This window comes from Planctobacterium sp. AWH2_060 (assembly GCF_056158425.1).
In genome coordinates this window covers 1,221,495-1,239,433 of the sequence record NZ_JBSWTG010000001.1, presented here as the reverse complement: position 1 = coordinate 1,239,433, position 17,939 = coordinate 1,221,495, and the positions used below count along the sequence as shown (strand labels likewise).

At 44.4% G+C, this 17,939-nt stretch carries 13 protein-coding genes; 9 read left to right on the top strand and 4 right to left on the bottom strand.

Annotated elements, in window-relative coordinates:
• Nucleotides 1–75: 75 nt before the first annotated feature.
• Nucleotides 76–2,718, bottom strand: coding sequence for a TonB-dependent receptor (locus ACXAD8_RS05415; protein WP_475225838.1), 2,643 nt, complete (start codon nucleotides 2,716–2,718; stop codon nucleotides 76–78).
• Between the two features lie 283 nt (nucleotides 2,719–3,001).
• On the opposite strand from ACXAD8_RS05415, the gene ACXAD8_RS05410 reads away from it, so the two are divergent.
• From ACXAD8_RS05410 to ACXAD8_RS05375, 8 genes are all read left to right on the top strand, one after another.
• Nucleotides 3,002–4,969: a BCCT family transporter gene (locus tag ACXAD8_RS05410; RefSeq protein ID WP_475225836.1), complete on the top strand. Its 1,968-nt coding sequence runs from the start codon at nucleotides 3,002–3,004 to the stop codon at nucleotides 4,967–4,969.
• A gap of 28 nt (nucleotides 4,970–4,997) precedes the next feature.
• Complete coding sequence (locus ACXAD8_RS05405; protein WP_475225833.1) at nucleotides 4,998–5,495, top strand: MarR family winged helix-turn-helix transcriptional regulator; 498 nt, start codon at nucleotides 4,998–5,000, stop codon at nucleotides 5,493–5,495.
• A gap of 199 nt (nucleotides 5,496–5,694) precedes the next feature.
• Nucleotides 5,695–6,981 carry an NAD(P)/FAD-dependent oxidoreductase gene (locus ACXAD8_RS05400; RefSeq protein WP_475225830.1) on the top strand — a complete coding sequence of 429 codons (1,287 nt, stop codon included), beginning with the start codon at nucleotides 5,695–5,697 and terminating at the stop codon, nucleotides 6,979–6,981.
• A gap of 154 nt (nucleotides 6,982–7,135) precedes the next feature.
• Nucleotides 7,136–8,713 carry a Na/Pi cotransporter family protein gene (locus ACXAD8_RS05395; RefSeq protein WP_475225828.1) on the top strand — a complete coding sequence of 526 codons (1,578 nt, stop codon included), beginning with the start codon at nucleotides 7,136–7,138 and terminating at the stop codon, nucleotides 8,711–8,713.
• A gap of 149 nt (nucleotides 8,714–8,862) precedes the next feature.
• Nucleotides 8,863–9,282 (top strand): hypothetical protein, encoded by a 420-nt coding sequence (locus ACXAD8_RS05390; RefSeq protein WP_475225825.1) that lies wholly within the window; start codon nucleotides 8,863–8,865, stop codon nucleotides 9,280–9,282.
• A gap of 742 nt (nucleotides 9,283–10,024) precedes the next feature.
• Nucleotides 10,025–10,546 carry a hypothetical protein gene (locus ACXAD8_RS05385; protein WP_475225823.1) on the top strand — a complete coding sequence of 174 codons (522 nt, stop codon included), beginning with the start codon at nucleotides 10,025–10,027 and terminating at the stop codon, nucleotides 10,544–10,546.
• Nucleotides 10,547–11,054: 508 nt separating this feature from the next.
• Nucleotides 11,055–11,570, top strand: coding sequence for a hypothetical protein (locus ACXAD8_RS05380; RefSeq protein ID WP_475225821.1), 516 nt, complete (start codon nucleotides 11,055–11,057; stop codon nucleotides 11,568–11,570).
• 104 nt (nucleotides 11,571–11,674) lie between these two features.
• Entirely contained in the window at nucleotides 11,675–12,130 is a 456-nt protein-coding gene (locus ACXAD8_RS05375; protein WP_475225819.1) for a hypothetical protein, read from the top strand.
• 16 nt (nucleotides 12,131–12,146) lie between these two features.
• Here the strand turns inward: ACXAD8_RS05375 and ACXAD8_RS05370 are convergent, their stop codons facing one another.
• The 3 genes from ACXAD8_RS05370 to ACXAD8_RS05360 form a co-directional block, all read right to left on the bottom strand.
• On the bottom strand, nucleotides 12,147–14,786 hold the full coding sequence (locus ACXAD8_RS05370; RefSeq protein WP_475225816.1) for a protein kinase domain-containing protein: 2,640 nt from the start codon (nucleotides 14,784–14,786) through the stop codon (nucleotides 12,147–12,149).
• 124 nt (nucleotides 14,787–14,910) lie between these two features.
• Nucleotides 14,911–15,873, bottom strand: a complete 963-nt coding sequence (locus tag ACXAD8_RS05365) for an FHA domain-containing protein (protein WP_475225814.1) — start codon at nucleotides 15,871–15,873, stop codon at nucleotides 14,911–14,913.
• Nucleotides 15,874–16,060: 187 nt separating this feature from the next.
• The gene (locus ACXAD8_RS05360) at nucleotides 16,061–17,443 is read right to left on the bottom strand and encodes an MFS transporter (RefSeq protein WP_475225812.1); all 1,383 of its coding nucleotides are present in this window, start codon (nucleotides 17,441–17,443) and stop codon (nucleotides 16,061–16,063) included.
• Between the two features lie 86 nt (nucleotides 17,444–17,529).
• On the opposite strand from ACXAD8_RS05360, the gene ACXAD8_RS05355 reads away from it, so the two are divergent.
• The gene (locus ACXAD8_RS05355) at nucleotides 17,530–17,931 is read left to right on the top strand and encodes a helix-turn-helix domain-containing protein (protein WP_475232885.1); all 402 of its coding nucleotides are present in this window, start codon (nucleotides 17,530–17,532) and stop codon (nucleotides 17,929–17,931) included.
• Nucleotides 17,932–17,939 lie beyond the last annotated feature (8 nt).

Genomic DNA, 17,939 nt, shown 5'->3' with positions numbered 1-17,939 from the left:
TTATTTTTGTTGTTAACGGTCTCATAAAAAAGGCAGGCTGAAAAGCCTGCCTGAATACTTTAAGTCTCAGTAAGATCAGAACATGTCGTAAGAGAATCTAACCCCAATTGTGCGAGGACGATTGGTAACCACTTTCGGCGTGAACTGCTGATTGTCGATATGCAATACGGCACTTTCGTTAGTGATATTGTCGACGTATAGCTCTACCTTCCACTCGTCGTTAGTAACACCCACGGCGAGATTCGCCAGCAGATAGCTGTCCTGAACATAACGACCACCGCGGAACGCATTACCATTGGAGTCAGTATAGGTAACACCTTGGTAGACAGCCGCTTCATCTTTGATCGACAATCCAGAACCTGTGCCATACACCAACTGTGTAGTGTCTTCCAATACGTAGGCATCCATTTTCATGCTGGCTAGTCGATCACCGGTGTAAACCAAAGAGCCGTTGACATAGCCGCTGAGATCGCCGTCCAGGTCAAAGTAGTAGCGGGCTCTCAGGTTACCGGAAAAGTCAGAAGAGTAGGGCAGCTCACTGCCAGAAGGCGGTGCAATGCCCTCTAACTCAGGGTTAATATTGGTCAACTCGGTATCCAACATGCTGAAGGCACTATTGATGATCAGATTCTCCGTGGCTATCCAGGTGATATCAGCATCTATACCGCGAATTTCCGCATCGCCCACATTATCGGTAAATACCAGGAAGCTGATATTAGTGGGATCAAAACGAGACGTTTGTAAATCAACGATATCCGAGTAATAGGCCGTGGCATTAACCCGAAGCGTACCATCCAGGAAGTCGCCTTTCATGCCTATTTCGTAGTTATCCAAGGTATCCGTTAAAGAGTAAACCGGGATACGGAAACCATCGAAAGCGCCATTTTGGTTGGTGGCTAATCCGCCGCCGACCCGGTTGGTAACCGGAGGTCTGAAGCCTTCAGAGTAGGTGGCAAACAACAACAGATCTTTGTTGACTTTCCAGTCAATGGAGAACTTGAGTATGGTGTCGTCAACGGTTAAAACTCCGTCATCATCCAGCAGATCAACCTGTAATTGACCTGAGTTAATGGCTTCCTGAATCAGATCGGGATCTTCACCAACGGCGCGCAGCTCATCTGGATCTAATGTGCCAAACGCACGCAGTCTTCGGGATACATTTACCGTGCTTGTTGAGCCTTTGTATTCATCCTCGATCTCATACCAGCGAGCGCCAATAGTTGCAGTAACTGACTCAGTAATGTCGTACTCTAAATTACCAAATACGGCAATTTGATCGATGTCATGGCTGACATCATTGACGAAGCTGACATCTGATTCAAATGGGCCGCCATCACTGTTAATGCCTTCCGTACCGACAGTAGTACGCTGTAAGTCAGAGAAAAAGGCCAGGTCGGTATTGCCCAACTTAAACTTGCCTACGGTGTCCAGAGACTGCTCATCCAAAAAGATACCCGCCGTTAAACGCCAACGATTAGAGGCATCGGTATTGAAGCGGAATTCGTGTGTGGTGCGCGTCGTTTTAGTGCTTTCTTTGTAAAATTTCGTTGGGTCAAGGCAGCGCTCGTCCTCGGGTGTCGCAGCCTGATAATGGTTACAGACATAGTACGCAGCAAACAGACCACCATTAGTGTAACCGGTGTAATCTACATTGGATTCTATTTCCCGATTCAGATATCCGCCGGTATAAACCAACTCCAACTGGTCCAGGCGCCCTTCAATAGTCCAGGTGGTTAAACCAAACTCATCTTTGTTGTCATCTGGCTGAAAGCGATTAGTTGAGCTTTCACCTTCCAGATTGGGGTCGTAAGCAAATACCCCTTCGGTTTCTAAAACCTGCTCGGTGTGTTGAATTAAAAACGACCAGTCCTGGTTGTCATACAGGGCACTGAATCTGGCACCTGTGTAGCGGGCATCGTTAAAATCGTCTTCTACCAACAAATTGTTGGTAGGTGAAACCACCGGTGTGTTCTCCGGATCGCTTAAGGGACCACCAGATATTCTGTCGATAACGACTGCGCTGCCAATGTAGCCGCCCTGGCCAGGCTGGTTGGGGATGTTATCAATCCAGCCGCCCTGATTATCATTGTAGGCCGCAACGCGAATACCAAAGTTCTCCGATACCGGTGCATTGATGTAGGCTTCAAAGGTATTGCTGGCCTCTCCACCGTCTGTGGTCGCCAGGTCTAAATCAATCCCGGCAGTAAAACCGCTCAGATCCGGTTTGTTGGTAATGATACGCACGGTACCTGCCTGAGAGCTGGCTCCGAATAAAGTGCCTTGTGGACCAGGTAAAACCTCTACGCGTTGCACGTCGGTGGCAAAAATATCCATGTTACGCCCTTGCATGGATACCGGCTGTTCATCCTGATAGAAGGCAACGGAAGGCTGCAAGGCCTGTACCGAAGAAACCGCGATATTGGTTTGCGTTGTGGCCGCCCCGCGAATGTAGATCTCGTTTTGCCCGGGTCCCGTACCCTGAAAAACCACGTTGGGCAAAAACTCAACATAGTCCTGAAAGTTATCGATACCTAAGTTTTCCAGCGCACTGCCATTAATGGCGGTAACTGAAACTGGGATTTCCTGAACCGATTCGGTTCTTTTGGTGGCGGTAACTTCGATGGTTTCGAGTGCCGCTTTACCTGTTGATTCTTGCGCATGAACGCCTGTTGTTGCCAGCGCTGCAAGCACTGCACAGCAAATTCTGGATTTATGCATTGTGTGACCTATGTGTGTGATGTGTAATTATTGTTCCTGAGGAACCTATAAGTATTTCTTTTTAAAGCTTAATTGTATTTCTGGAAAACTGCAAAATAAGTATAGTTCTAATCAATAGAATTGAGGTGAATTTGGTTGGGGTATTCTGCATATTTGTATTTTATGTGGTTGATTAGTTGCTTAATGTCTAAAAATAGGCTTTATAGAATAAGAAATTATAACTAGAATACTACTTTAAAGGCTCACTATTGCTAACCCAGTTCATCAAGGAAGGCCATCACGCGTGATATCCGCCAATACATTTCGACACCTGAATTTAAATGTTTTTATTGTTGCCACCCTGAGTATAGCTGCATTGGTGGTGTTTACCCTGTTGGCCCCGCAGTTTGCAGAATCAACTTTCGACTCCTTACAGACTGAAATTGTCGCCAGTGGTAGTTGGTTTTATGTATTTACCGTAGCCGTTATTTTGCTTACCACGCTTTATCTGGGATTGTCGCAATATGGTGAGGTGAAGTTAGGGCCGGACCACGCGAAACCCGATTATAGTTTAGCCACCTGGTTATCTATGTTATTCGCAGCGGGGATGGGCATAGGATTAATGTTTTTTGGTGTCGCCGAACCGCTTATGCATTACATGGCCCCGCCTACCGCGGAACCCGGTGGTGTTGAGGCGGTAAAAGAAGCCATGAAAATGACATTTTTTCATTGGGGCGTTCACGCCTGGGCGATCTACGCCATTGTGGCGCTTATTCTGGCTTATTTCAGTTTTCGCAATAACTTGCCGCTTACTTTGCGTTCCGCGCTGTACCCCATTATTGGTGACAAGGTGCACGGTTGGGCCGGTCACTGGGTGGATATTATTGCAGTGGTCAGTACCATATTCGGTGTCGCAACCTCGCTGGGGCTTGGCGCTGCTCAGATTAACGCTGGCTTGGCTTATATTGTTGGCATAGAAGTTAATGTGACTAACCAGATATGGTTGATGATAGCGGTTATAGCCATCGCCACCATTTCTGTGGTTTCGGGCCTGGACAAAGGCATTAAAATCTTATCGCAAACCAATATGATGATGGCGGTGGCATTGCTGCTGTTTATCCTGATATTGGGACCTACGGTATTTTTGCTAAAAGCCTATTTGCAAAACACCGGTGACTATCTGTCGGATATTGTGCGCAATACTTTTAATTTATTTGCCTATCAGAAAAAAGACTGGATAGGTGGCTGGACGATTTTTTACTGGGGCTGGTGGCTTGCCTGGGCGCCGTTTGTAGGGATCTTCATCGCACGGATTTCAAAAGGCCGCACAATCCGGGAATTCATCTTGGGCGTTATGTTAATACCCACCGCGTTTACCTTGTTCTGGATGACCGTATTTGGCAACACTGCCATAGATCTGGTGCAAAATTTTGAATCCAATCTGGGGACATTAGTTAATGAAGATACCTCAGTTGCGCTGTTTGTGTTTTTAGAAAGTTTTCCGTTTTCCGATATTCTGGTGATTTTGGCGGTGATTATGGTGGTTATCTTCTTTGTAACCTCCTGTGACTCCGGAGCCATGGTGGTTGATATGCTTTGCTCCGATGGCAAAAACAATACACCTGTCTGGCAGCGAATGTTTTGGGCTTTTACGGTGGGTATTGTGGCTATAGTACTCCTGTTTGCAGGTGGATTGTCAGCCCTGCAAACCATGACTATAGCTACAGCTTTGCCATTTTCAATTGTTCTGTTGCTGGCTATCTTTGGCTTGATCAAAGCACTGCGGTTTGAGCGACGCAAACGAGAGAGTCTGACTTTTACTTCTGGGCCAATGGTTACTTGTGGCAATAAAGAGGGCTGGCGAGAACGACTGGAAAGCATAGTTACTTATCCGGATAAAAAAGCGGTAGAACATTTTTTAGATAACGTGGTTAAAGAGGCCTTTGAGTCGGTAAAGTCTGAATTATTGCAGTATCAGTTACACGTTGAGATCAAACGCAAAAACAGAGCTATCGAAATGACTGTCAGACACGGCGAAGAAACCGAATTTGTGTATGGTGTATACCGTCGTAAGCACGAGCAGCCGGATTATGCTGCAAATGAGCCCGAAAGCCTGGACAATGATAATGAACAGTCTTACTATCGCGCCGAAGTTCACTTAAGAGAAGGCGGGCAAGACTACGATATTATGGGTTGGTCTACTACTGCGGTGATAAATGACATCATCGACCAATATCATAAGCATCAGCATTTCTTGCACTTAATGCGTTAGCATCGCAACGCCCTTACCGGATTGAGATATGGAAAAAGACGAAGAATTATTGGTAGCACTGAGAAAGGTGATCCGGGCTATCGATTTACGCTCCAGACAACTCAATCGGGAAGTGGGGCTGACTGGACCACAATTATTGGTAATGCAAAATATCGGTAAAGTGCCGGGTATTATGGTGCGCCAGATCGCAGACAACATTAATCTGAGCGCAGCCACTGTTACCAGTATTTTAGATCGCCTCGAAGGACGGGAGTTGGTACAGCGCATTCGCAGTACTGAAGACAAACGGCGGGTAGGGGTGTTTCTGACCGAAAAAGGTCAGGAGCTATTAAACGAAGCACCTATGCCATTTCAGGAGCACTTTCTAAATCGCTTTGCCAATCTGGAAGATTGGGAACAAAGTCTGATGATTGCTTCTATTCAGCGCCTTGCCAGTATGATGGATGCAGAAAACCTGGATGCGGCTCCGGTGTTAGAAATTGCCAGTTTTGACGATAAAAACACCCAGGATAACAGTAATAAATAATTGCCCCCAAACTGTCATTGAACAGTTGGCAAAAGTTTAAGTGATTAAATGCTTTAAGGTGTGCTGTTAAAACACCCAATTACCTCTTCGGCCATCAGCTATTTGCCCGGTAATCTTGTCTGTCACAGCACCCTCTGAAAGTCGCCATATTTGCGACTTTGCACTGTACCGGTTTTTAATTTTAAACAGGTAAAAACTTATGGGTGATATTGTCATCGTCGGTGGAGGTGCCGGAGGCTTAGAGCTGGCCGTTAAACTGGGCCGTTATTTCAAAAAATCTGATACCAATGTTCTGTTGGTAGATAAAAACCGCACACATATCTGGAAGCCGTTATTGCACGAAGTTGCAGCAGGTTCTCTGGATGCAGATATAGATTGTCTGGATTATCTGGCCCTTAGCCAGAAAAACGGATTTCAGTTTCAGTTAGGGGAAGTGGTTGGACTCAATCGCAGTGCCAAAACCTTATCTCTGGCTCCTATGATAAGCAGCGACGGGGAAACCATATTAGGCGCTCGTGAAATTGCCTATGACAAACTGGTATTCGCACTTGGTTCAGTAACCAATGATTTTGGTACGCCTGGCGCAAAACAGCATTGTATCTTTTTGGATTCTGCAGGCAGCGCTCAGCGCTTTCACACGCAGTTGCTCAATGAGTTCCTGAAACTGCAATCAGACAGCAATAAAAGCAAACTGGATATTGCCATAGTGGGGGCAGGGGCCACCGGTGTAGAGCTGGCCGCTGAACTCTACAAAACCGCGGAGTTATTAAAAGCTTATGGTTATCAGAATGTATCAACCGCAAAGCTGAATGTCACCGTGATTGAGGCAGGATCGCGCCTTCTCCCGGCACTGCCAGAGCGAATAGCACAAAAAGTGGCTCACGAGCTGCGTCAGCTAGGCGTATCTTTAATGCTAAACACTGCTGTATCCGAAGCTAATGAAGAGGGATTGCGCACTAAACAAGGCGATTTTATTGAGGCGGATATCTCAGTCTGGGCGGCGGGCATTAAAGCGCCAGAGTTTTTGAATAACCTGGATGGTCTGGAAACCAATCGTATCAATCAGTTAGTAGTGGATCGTACTTTGCGTACCAGCAACGATGCCAATATCTTTGCCATTGGCGATTGTGCCCATTGCGTCATGCCCGATGAATCTAAAGTACCGCCAAGAGCCCAGTCTGCTCATCAGATGGCCAGTTGTTTGTTTGACAACATCAAGCGCCTGCACGAAGGCTTAGAGCCAAAAGAATACCAGTATGTAGATTACGGCTCTTTGGTGTCTCTGTCTTCCTATTCAACCATAGGCAGCCTGATGGGTAGCTTGTCCAAAGGCAGTGTCTTTATCGAAGGGAAACTGGCTCGCATGGTTTATATCAGTCTGTATCGCATGCATCAGATGGTGGTTTACGGCAAGCTGAAAACCTTGTTTTTTATGCTGGTAAATCGCATCAACAAACGCTTAAGGCCCACCTTAAAACTGCACTGATGGAATAACTGCTACAAAGCAAATTAAGCAACGCTTGTTGCGCAAAAAATGTCCATTCAAATCAAGGTCGTATCATAAAGGTACGGCCTTTTTTATATTTTGACTATGCTGAAGGTAAGGAGCTTTTGTAGCTCGCTGCTGAAGGAGGTTGTGCATGTCATTATTGGGAACCCTTGCCGGTGGCATTGGACTTTTCTTATTGGGCATGATGCTGCTCACCGATGGTTTAAAACAATCAGCCGGTCAAAAACTGGAACACTATTTACACGCCGGAACCCGTTCCAAGTTCAGAGGCTTTTTTTCCGGTTTTACTCTTACCGCATTGGTGCAATCCTCTAGTGTTGTAACTGTGGCGACAATCGGTTTTGCCAATGCCGGATTGCTCACTATAGGGCAATCTGCCTGGGTGGTGTTTGGCAGCAACGTAGGCACCACTATGACCAGTTGGATTGTGGCGCTGGTTGGCTTCAAAATAAAAGTAGAATTGTTCGCCTTGCCCTTAGTGGGGGGCGGGGCGTTTTTACATATATTATCCCATTCTTCCCGCATTAAAGCGTTGGGTCTGGCTTTTTCTGGATTTGGTTTATTGTTTATCGGGTTGGATACCTTACAGGGGGCAATGCAGGGCTATCAGGGGGATTTCAGCTTTCTGGCCTCAAGAGAGGCAGATATCTATCAGATATTACTCTTTACTCTGATTGGTTGCATTATGACTACCCTGATGCAGTCTTCCAGTGCTGCTATGGCGATGATCTTAACCTTGGTAAACACTGGCAATGTACCCTTGGTGCTAGGCGCTGCTGCAGTCATTGGTGCCAATATTGGTACAACATCCACGGCGTTATTAGCCATAATTGGTGCCACAGCCAATGCGAAGCGCGTGGCCTGGGCGCACGTAATCTTTAATCTGGTGGCAGCGATCGCCGCTTTTTGTATGTTACCTGTGGTATCAGAAGTGTTTGAGCTGGGTTATGAGCGCCAGTTGATGGGTGGTAATGCTGCGTTTTGGCTGGCTGTTTATCACACATTATTTAACTTCTTTGGTGTGGCGATCATGGTCTTTATCGAACCGAGAATTACCGCCTTCCTCAATCGACGATTTATAGAATCTGATCAGACACTGCAATTGCAGTACGTGGATGCCACTTCAACGGAAGTTCCGGCCGTCGCAGCACATTCCGTCATGAAGGAGTTTGATCATCTTATTAAAAGAGTTACCGATCAGTTTGCAACCTATTCAACCGAAGAAACTAAAATCAATGGCTCGGAGTTTCGTGATTTGCTCAGTAAACTGGATGGTTACATCGCCAAGGTATTGGCTCAGCCGATGGATAATAACCTGGTGCAGGGCTTTAACCTGGCCATTAAGAATACTCAGACCTTGTCGAACTTAAGTGTATTGATTACAGACTTGCATCACCTCAGGGATTCGCTGGGCAGTTCGGTATTGTCAGAAACACTGAATGAATTAACCCTTACCTTTCAGTCAGTGCCTTTACAATTAGTGGCGGGAAAACCAGCAGCAGAACTAAAAGGCTTAGTAAAGCAACTGGATGCTGAGTCTGCTGATGTCACTGAAAAAGTCTTTCAGGCATTGCAAAATAAGCAGATCCACGAAAAGCAGTTGCGGGATGCCAGTGCACTATTGGATGTGCAAAAACGCATTGCTAAACTTCTGCTTAAAATGCAAAGAAGGCGTGAGTCCATGACAGCGTTAATCGCTGATAGCTAGAGCGTGTTCATTGTATTCCCAACACTGTAATTGCTTGTAATGTATAAATTTTTCACCCTTGTTTATGCTGGATAAATCGACGCCACTGTGCCATTGAAAGCCCGGTGCTAAGGCATATTTCCCCGTTTTTAAAATACAAGGATTAGAACATGTCAGAATCAAATCAATACATCCCAGCTGGTAGCTACCTGTTAACCAGTAAGGATGTAGAAATATCTATAAACGCAATCAGCACCCGGGTGGACGGTTCCCAAAACCCCAATGCTGCAGTGACCTATCCGGCAAGTGAAGCTGCTAACATCGGTGATATCATTAACGAGAACGGCAACCTGGTTGTAGGTGGTGGAGACGGTAATAAAGCAAACCCTATCAATCAGTTTGGTGCATTTGTACCAGCGGGGAGCTATCAGCTAACCAGTTCCGGTATTCACGTCACCATTCAGGCGCATTGCCAGAAAATAGACGGAAGCTGGGTACGCTCAGTTCCAGTGCGTTTTACCCCCAGTGATGCCAAACAACTGGCAGACATCTCCAACATGGATGGTCAACTGACATTAGCTATGAAATAGCCCTGTAGGTCGGAATTTATTCCAACGCCGTTGTAAGAGATAGCCTTGTAGGTTGGAATTTATTCCAACGCCGTTGTAAGAGATAAACCTGTAGGTTGGAATTTATTCCAACAGCGTAGTTAAATTTAACCACCGTTGTCCGACTGGCCGATTTTTGCTCCTGCAAAATCGGCATTCACTATATCCCTATAGCTCAAGTGGAACCTACCAATTTATTCCAACGCCGTTGTAAGAATAACCTTGTAGGTTGGAATTTATTCCAACAGCGTAGTTAAATTTAACCACCGTTGTCCGACTGGCCGATTTTTGCTCCTGCAAAATCGGCATTCACTATATCCCTATAGCTCAAGTGGAACCTACCAATTTATTCTAACGCCGCTGCAAGAGATAACCTTGTAGGTTGGAATTTATTCCAACAGCGTAGTTAAATTCAACCACCGTTGTCCAACTGGCCGATTTTTGCTCCAGCAAAATCGGCATTCACTATATCCCTATAGCTCAAGTCGAACCTACCAATTTATTCCAACAGCGTAGTTAAATATGCTGTTATAAACGGCTGATTACGATTATTAATACTCAGAAACATAGTATCTCCTAACCTGATTGGTAAACCGTCTTGATCAAATTATGAGCATATTATTTAATTAATTTATGCGGTTGCACTGTGCAGAAAAGCAACGGATAATCAGATGCGCAAGTAAAGAATAAATTTCAGAAAAATTCAGGTCAGGGATAAATCAGGATGAAGAAACGAATTTTAAGTGTGCTGTTGCTGGCAGCCTTAAGCGCCCCCCAGGTAATGGCGGAAACAGTGACAGCTGAGAGTCATCTTAATAACGCTCAGTCAGGTGAAGAACATCAGCAGCGAGGGCAACATAAGCATGTACAAACCTTTACTTTGAATCTGTGGGCACCTGATGAAGTACCGCCAGCAGAAGCGAAACTGGCGGAAGTAGGGGATAGTTATCATTACCTCTACACCCCGGATAGCCTGACCTTTTCAATGGATGATACCAATCGCATCGTTAAATTCCGCTTTCATAATGATACCCAAAATCGCTATCAGTTTCGCTGGATAACCGCGCAACACCCTGAAGATGTCACACTCACAAAAAAGACACCCAGCAAAATAAATCTGGCCTTAGATGATGGCGAAATAGCCGAAAGTACCTATTTTGAGGTGTGGGTTTACGACACTGAAACCGGGCAGCGATTTATGTGTGATCCGGATTTAGAGGTTGAAAGGCCAACCAACCCTAAATGAACTCGATTTTATATACTTAGTAGGCGTCAAGGTAAGCTGTTATACCATTAACTTTTGTTATTTCTTTGAATTGAGGGAGATAGTGAGTTAAACGAAGGTAAATTCAACTAATTCTTACCAACTTTAGTTGAACTTCTAACTCTAGGTAGTTGAGCCCAAGATCATGTCGGGATTTAAGGCATTTTTAATATCAAAGAGTGGGGCAATGGAAAGCAACCGGCTTCTAATTTTGCGCAAACGGTTGTCTGATTGGCGAGCAAATATGATTTTCGGTTTTGCTGTTGCGCAGCGACAGCAAACCGGAGTCCCTTTAATTCCTATAGTTTCACCCCCAATAAACACTCAGAAACAGAATGTTTTAATAGCTAATTGAAAAACCGTTCTGTTTAAATTATGAGCATTTTATTTAATTAATTTATGCGGTTGCACTGTGCAGAAAAGCAACGGATAATCAGTTGCACAAGTAAAGAACAAATTTCAGAAAAATTCAGGTCAGGGATATATCAGGATGAAGAAACGAATTTTAGGTGTGCTCTTGCTGGCAGCCTTAAGTGCACCACAGGTAATGGCGGAAACAGTGATAGCTGAGAGTCATATCAATAACGCTCAGTCAGGTGAACAACATCAGCAGCGAGGGCAACAAAAGCATGTACAAACCTTTACCCTGAATCTGTGGGCTCCTGATGAAGTACCGCCAGCAGAAGCCAAGCTGGCGGAAGTAGGGGATAGCTATCATTACCTCTACACCCCGGAAAGCCTGAATTTTTCAATGGATGACACCAATCGCATCGTAAAATTCCGCTTTCATGATGATACCCAAAATCGCTATCAATTTCGCTGGATAACCGCGCAACACCCTGAAGATGTCACACTCACCAAAAAGACTCCCAGCAAAATAAATCTGGCCTTAGATGATGGCGAAATAGCCGAAAGTACCTATTTTGAAGTGTGGGTTTACGACACCAAAACCGGACAGCGTTTTATGTGTGACCCGGAGATTGAGATCAGCAGGCCCCCCAATTAATGATTCACTTGCTGTAATCACGTGTAATTGAATCAATAGAAAAGGTTTTTTAATCTTTAGTTAAATTTAATGTTTTTAAGTCAATTAAATTCAGGAGAATGATAATGTCAAATGCGGATGTTAACCTGGTTATAGAACCATGGACTACGGCCAATACTCATTTTAACTTATATGTTGAAAACCCCGGCACAGACGAAGAGTTTTTGGTTGCCGAATTTGCGGGTAAAAAATTCCCGTTAACTGGAGAAAACCCTTTTGTCAAAATGACCTTCAACGGTAAGTATGATCCAGACGGCTACCAAACCGGAAATCTGTTATTTAATATCAAGACATCGGGATATACATTTCACAAAAACGATCATGGCATTAAACCAGATAGTAAAACTGGTGATTTTAATGTTACTGCAACATTGCAGACTCAAACCACCTGCGATGTCGGCCTGTCAATGGTTCAAAGTGAGGAAGGGAGTTTTAGTTTTAACTTTGACCTGAAGAATAATAATGGTGGTAAGAGTCATTTGTTTGATCCTGTAATAGTAATTATACGCCCACCACAGTAAGCTTTATAGATGATATTTAGTGATCACATCGTGAAAGTTGAATTCGGTCATTGATAGAAGTTAATTTTTCAAACTCTGTAAAATGACACAATTCATCAAACCAAGGGATGTAAAACCAGATTTTCCCTATCCCTTGGTTTATAGCTTCCTCTACGTGTAGCAGTGCTGATTTCGATTCATTTAACTTTGTTGAAATCATTGCGAAAGTAAACAACATGTTGGGATGAGTTGGTGCATATTGTTTGGCGTAGTTAATTGTCTTATGGGCTTCATTTAATTTATCTAAGTGCATCAATGCTTGAGCTCGGGCTATTAGATTTGCCATATCATTTTTATTTTCTGTGACTTTTATGACTTTATTATAAACGACCAATGAGCGCTCTTTTTTTCCGGAGAGTAAAAGCGCATCTGCATAGTTTATTAAATATCCTATATGTTCTTCATCGTAATTCAGGGCTAATTCTGCAAATTCTAGAGCATTCGCGTATTCTTTTTTTAGCATGCTAACTATTGCTAGATTTGTGAAGGTAGCACCACTTGGTGATATGTCAGACATGGTTTTATATATTTTAATTGCTTCATCAAGCAAGCCTTGTTGTAGGTAAATACCTGCCAGCAATGTATTCACACTGTTAAGATTTCGATTTAGAGCTCTTGCATTTTCCAAACTTTCTAAGACAAGTTTCTGATTTCCCATCCACCAATAATTAACGGCTAAATGGTAATAAGCTATGGCTGTTGGGCGTATTTTAATCGCCTTTTGATACTCAAAAACTGCATCTTCGAAACTCTTGGTCTTCTGAAAGTAATTAGCTCTGAGTAGGTGCAGCTTTCCTTTGGGCAGTTGGCTTGTATGAAGTTCGCTCAAAATATTATTAGCTACATCATATTGCTCTTGTTCTAATGCTAGCGCAAATCCATCAACCAAATAAAGTTCCGAACGTTGTATCTCGCTGGGTACTGACCTATATATTGTCAATGCTTTAGATATCAATTGATCGTTATTGTTGTTTACATAAGCCTCTAACACTAACTCAAAATACAAACTATAAACCGGATAAAAATAAGCATTGTTTTTAATCAATGCTTCCAGTCTTTCCAGCGATGCCTGCGTGTATTGTCCTTCCGTATACACCTGATAATAAATCTCCAGATACTCAGCGTAATCTTCTTCGGAAATCACCAGGGATTTAGCGTTAAGCTCGGTGATATTGCTATAAAGATTCGTTAGCTGAGTTTGCGCAAACTGATATATGGGCTGATAGCTTTCCAGGTAGATAGGGTTTTGCAGGCGATTAGTGGTGTGCCATTTGGCTTCTTCGTCGTTTTTGTCAGGCGTCTGATTATAGAGGGATAACACCAGTTCGCAGTGTTGTGCGTTACAAATCAGCTCCGGTGACACTATGTCATCAGCACCGGTACTTTTACCTATGAGGGCGATATCTCCCTGGGTATCGTCCAGTTCTGCTTGCGGGATCAGCATTAAATGAGGAGTGCTGATGATTAACTGTTGCAGCGCATCTTCGATACTGGTGAGTACCAGGTTTTTTTGCAGGCTGGATAGTGGTTCGGTCTCGGTGATTTTGGGTTTCAGTACCGCCACATAACGGGTTTCCGGAGGCTGGTTGTTGAACCAATATAAGCCAATACTTAACAGTGCCACCAAAGCCAAGGCAATCGCAGGTAATACAAAGGCTTTTTTGCGATTCGGTACAGGCAGAGTTTCAACCGTTTGGGTTTCCATGCTCAGTACATCTTGCCGCTCTAACATGCGTATTATCTGCTGCAACTGATCACAGCATTGTTTTGCTGTTGGGCGTTGTGATGCGTTTTTATGCAATAGCTGATTAAGCAATTGTGCTAATTCTGCAGGTAGAGCAGGGGTAATGTGACTGGCATCCATGGCTTTGCCATTAACAATTTCCTGAGCAATGTCAGAAGCGGTGCTTTCTGTTGGGGTATCCTGCAGATTTAACCCTGTGTGTCCGGCAAAAGCGTGCTTGTCGGCCAACAATTGAAAGGCCAGTAAGCCAAAGGAAAACAGGTCTGATGCAGTGGTCACTGCCTGATTTTGCAACTGCTCTGGCGACATCCAGGGCAGGCTACCTCTGATTTTTTCCGAGGTTTTGCTGTTTTTGTCTACGGGCCTTGCGATACCAAAATCAGAAAGTTTGGCAACAACGTTTTCACTGTCCCGCGTATCCAGCAAAATATTATCGGCCTTGATATCACTGTGGATTATGTCGTGCTTGTGAATGGCGTTCAGACCTTGAGCAATTTGATACAGGAGCCGCAGTTTCTGGCTCAGAGTCAGGCTGGTTTCTAACTGATATTTTTTCAGCGTAATTCCCGGCACGTACTCCATTATTATCGCTGGCGTGGGTTGTTCGATAACCGAGTGAACCTGAACTACATTGCTGTGATTTATTTTGGCTAAGGTACGTGCTTCTTGCAGAACGGCTTCAGTATATTTTGCATCTGTAATGTGGCTGTGCAGCACTTTAATTGCGACTTTACGGGCAAGAGCCTGATCCTCAGCGAGATAAACGCTCCCCATGCCACCCTGACCAAGGGGTTTAACCGTGTGATAGCCTTGAAGCTGAGGAAAACTAGTTGAATCTGACTGCGGTGTACTATCGTTCAATGCTATTGCCAATGGTTATTTGCTTAAAAAATATGCCAAAGTCTGGCTGCGTTTTAACTATAATAATGGCTTTTCTGGATCAAATACCAGATGTGGTGGGCTTAAATTTTTAAATGTTTTTTTATCCACATCAAAATCACTGTGGATACTGGCACTCCAGATTTGCGCCTTTATAAATCGAAAAATGTTCACCACCAAAGCGGATCTTGCCACTTTGGCGTTCAAATAAACGGTCGGCATTGTCCACCTGCTGTACCTGATCGGTAAACTGTTTGCGGGCACGGTGAATAAGAATATTCAGGTGATTGGTGTCCATTCCCAGGTCCCGGGAGAGCATTTCCATATCCACCCAGCCCTGGCTTTCAGGATTGATCCCCCGACTGGCGTGACGCGCCTTTTCTCTGGCCAGATGCAGGGTTAAATAGTGATGGCTGCGTACCTTGAAATCCACCTGATTGTCTGGAGTTTGCAATTGCAGATGGGTGGTTTCTTCATCCAGACTGAGATCAAACTTAAACAGCAACTGCGCGATTTCGTGGTGCTCCAGCAACTGTGTTTCATCAATGTTATTTGATAGCTGTAGCCGCCAGTTTTCGTCATTCATCAGGATTTGCTCACCGTTAAAAACCTTTTTCGGCGGCAGTTGGGTGCGCAGATCTTCGTAATACCACTGCTGTTCCAGGTCATTGTAATAGAGTGCCACCTGGAGGTTATTTTCATCAGGTAAAAGATTGTAATTACTTAAAAATATGGCGCGCTCTAACTGAGACTCAGGCGTAACCGGCAACAACAGGTTTTGTGGCGCGCTAACATCCAGTACCTTAAATAGATGTTCTCTGGTGTTACACAACTGAATGTAATCGCCCACTTTTACTGGGTAACTCTCACCCTTGGTGAGTTTGTGGTCGTTAAGCCAAACACCATTCTTGCTCTGATCCCTCAGTTGCCACTGTTGGTTTTCCCACTCAATAACGGCATGCACTTTACTAATGGCGGGGCTGTCCAGCAGGGTGTCTACTGCACCGGTAAGTCGTCCGAAACGATGATAGCTTTTAAGGAAAAAGGGGATTTGGTTTGCGTCGTTGCTGATCAATGCCATAGTGCTTCTGGGCCGTTTTTTGTTCTTAGAATGGTAATCAGAATAACTGTTTTATCGGCCTGTACGACGACAATTTAAGAGCGGTACAGATCAATAACAGCATAATTTAAAACTATTTTACGCAGGTTTCTCTGGAATTGTGAATATTATCGATACCAACTTTTTCAAAAATTGAACATTTCCACGTTTAGCGTCTTGGCGTATTACTGTGACAGCTGTTTAAATAATCGATAATTAGTAGTGTGGCGACAAGCAACAAAGGTACTAAGGCAATCACGAAGGTGCTGGTAAATGCTGAGTCTATCTGTTTAGCAGAAACCAGAGATAAGTGCGGATTTGGTAATTGATATGAAAATATTGCACCGGAAATAGCTGTACCTGAAAGAAGACCAAGTTGCTTGATAAGGTTAATGAGTCCCGCAATTTTCCCTGTTTGGCCCTGCTCAGCGGTGTGCATTATCTGGCTGTAACATGCTGCCAGGTAGAGCTGCCTGCCACAAGCCATAACAACCAAAGATAGTGCATAACCTGCCATTGCAATTAGTGGGGGCATAATTGCATAGCCCAGAGTACCCACACTGAATAAGCATATCCCTGTAAATAACGCCCGTTGAGTGCCTGTCTTGTCTACTAATTTTCCTGCCGCAACGGCTATTATTGCTGAAGTAACAGGGCCGATAGCCAACATAATTCCCACCCACTCAGGTGTAAGAGATAAACGCCGGGTCAGATAATAACTGCCAATGATAAGTGTGGACATGGCCGTTGCATCAATCAAGAAGCTACCCAGTAAAATCAGGTTGCGCTGTTTATTACAAAATAAGGATAAGGGGAGTAATGGCGATTTAGCTGTGCGCTGCGATCTGATAAACATTAACAGGCTCAACATGAACAGTGCCAGATATTCATGGCTCAGTTCATGAGTGGTAAGCAAAACAAAGCCAGAACAGGCAATAATCAGGAAAGTGGAACCTGTCCAGTCAAATACTTGCTTTGGGCTTAGTCGTGATCTGTGGGCGGACGGTAGCATAAAATGACAGAGAAACAGGCCAACTAAAGCCATAAGCGCGAGCAGCCAAAATACTGCTCGCCAGTTGCTAAAGTACAACAAGGCACCTGCGATCACCGGCCCGATTGCCGTGCCTGTGGCCGTTGCAGAGGCCATTAACCCCATTGCTTTTCCGCTATGGCTTTGTAGTGAGTATTGCTTCGCAGCTGACCAAACCAAAGCCAGCATAACCGCAGCAGAGATGCCCTGTAGTACTCTAAACAGGACTAAAGCGAATATCGAAGGGGATAATGCGCACCCTATTGAAGACATGAGGATACCAAAGCAACCCAAAACCAAGGTTTTGTTGCTGCCATAGTTATCTCCAATACAACCGGCAATAAGCACCAACGACGTGGTGGCAGTCAGGTAGGCCAGTTGTACCCAATTAAGTTGATTTACTGGTGCGTTAAACTCAACAGCTATATGAGGAAGAGCAACATTTATCATGCTAATTGCCATTGCAGGCAAGAGTAGCAGGAACGCAAGGGAGAAAAACACCGCTCGGTTGTTAGTGGTCATAAGTATCATTAGTTGCAAAATTTAGGTCTGGAAAATAGTATGCAACTTCAAGTTAACTTTAAGTCAATAGGTGCGGGATGAAGACCATAGATATTGCTCAGTTAGCGAAAAAGTCGGGTATTCCGGCATCGACATTGCGCTATTATGAAGAGAAAAACATGATCCGCTCTATTGGCCGCAATGGCCTAAAACGGGTTTATGACGAATACGTGCTGGAGCAACTGCAGTTTATCGCTTTGGGACAACGTGCCGGGTTTTCGCTGCAAGACATTCAGTCTATGTTGGTGACAAAAGGTGGCTTTGAAGTTAACCGTGAAATGCTTTCGCAACGGGCAGAAGACATTGCCAGAGAAGTTAAACAACTGAAAGCGATTCAACGGTGTCTGGAGCACGCCGCAAAATGCACTGCTGAACGGCACTCGGAATGCCCCAAGTTTCAACGCTTGTTGGCCGTAGCGGCAAAAGATGCCGCCAGAAAAAGAAAATAATGTTGCTA